Below are 920 nucleotides of genomic sequence, written 5' to 3'. Positions count from 1 at the left end.
CTTTTTCTTTGCCTGTCTCTCCCATTCCAACCACTTCTCCAATTGCTACTCCACGCTTCTGAAGATAATTTGCCACTGCCTTTGCCCTTCTTTTAGACAACTTTTTGTTATGGTCTGCCTTACCTATCGGGCAAGTATAGCCATAAATGCTTGCTATCTCACCTCCTTTCAATGGGATTTTGTTTAAAACGCTAATTTGATCCTTTCTCAGTTTAGCACTATCAAAATCAAAGTAAACCGTATAATCAGAAATGCTTGCCTTTTCCTTAGCCGCTTCAGATTGCTTTATTTCTTGTTTTTTCTGAAATTCTACTTTGTTTTCATCAAGAGATGACACCATTATTGATATAAGAGGCTTTTTAATAGCTTCCTGAACAGGTTCCTGAAAGGCTACAAGAGGAATTTCTTTGTCTTGTGAAATAATAAACATATAGTCTGTTGCATAAGTTACCATGTCACTTTTATAAACGTTTTCATTGTAATTAACCCACAACACATTAGCATCCACATTCACAATCATTACAAACATAGCTAATAAACAAGTTAGTGTCGCTAAAAATAATTTTTTATACACTTCTAATTTCACCTCTCAAAAGGTATTTTTTATCTCTCTATATATAGGGTACATTCAAGTATCATTATTGGATAAGGACTTTGAAAGGTTATGGGAAATTATTGAATAATTTTTCTGCCTGATTGGTTTTCTATTAGCTTAAGATGGTAATCTAAGGATACATCACCATAGGAAATCCAAAAATTATTAATTTTTACACTATTTAACCCTTCTGATAATCCTTCTATATTTTGTAAACCCTTTACATATACAACAGCAGGAACTTTTGTAATTTCGTATTTTCTATAGAGAAATGGGTCTATCAGTATTTTTACTCCATACATTTCACACTGTCCTTCACAAAGGG

Annotated in this window: 2 protein-coding genes; both read right to left on the bottom strand. The window is 32.9% G+C overall.

All coding sequences use genetic code 11. The features are described from left to right. Positions 1 to 574, bottom strand: a 574-nt coding sequence (locus tag QI155_RS10950) for an OmpA family protein (protein ID WP_281321676.1), incomplete at its 3' end; no start/stop codon positions are given. A gap of 98 nt (positions 575 to 672) precedes the next feature. Beyond that, a partial coding sequence (locus tag QI155_RS10945; RefSeq protein WP_281321675.1) for a TrbC family F-type conjugative pilus assembly protein occupies positions 673 to 920 on the bottom strand: 248 nt, incomplete at its 5' end.

It is taken from the genome of Thermodesulfovibrio sp. 1176, assembly GCF_029946585.1.
In the GTDB taxonomy this organism is placed as follows: Bacteria; Nitrospirota; Thermodesulfovibrionia; order Thermodesulfovibrionales; family Thermodesulfovibrionaceae; genus Thermodesulfovibrio.
This window is presented reverse-complemented; position numbering and strand designations above follow the sequence as displayed.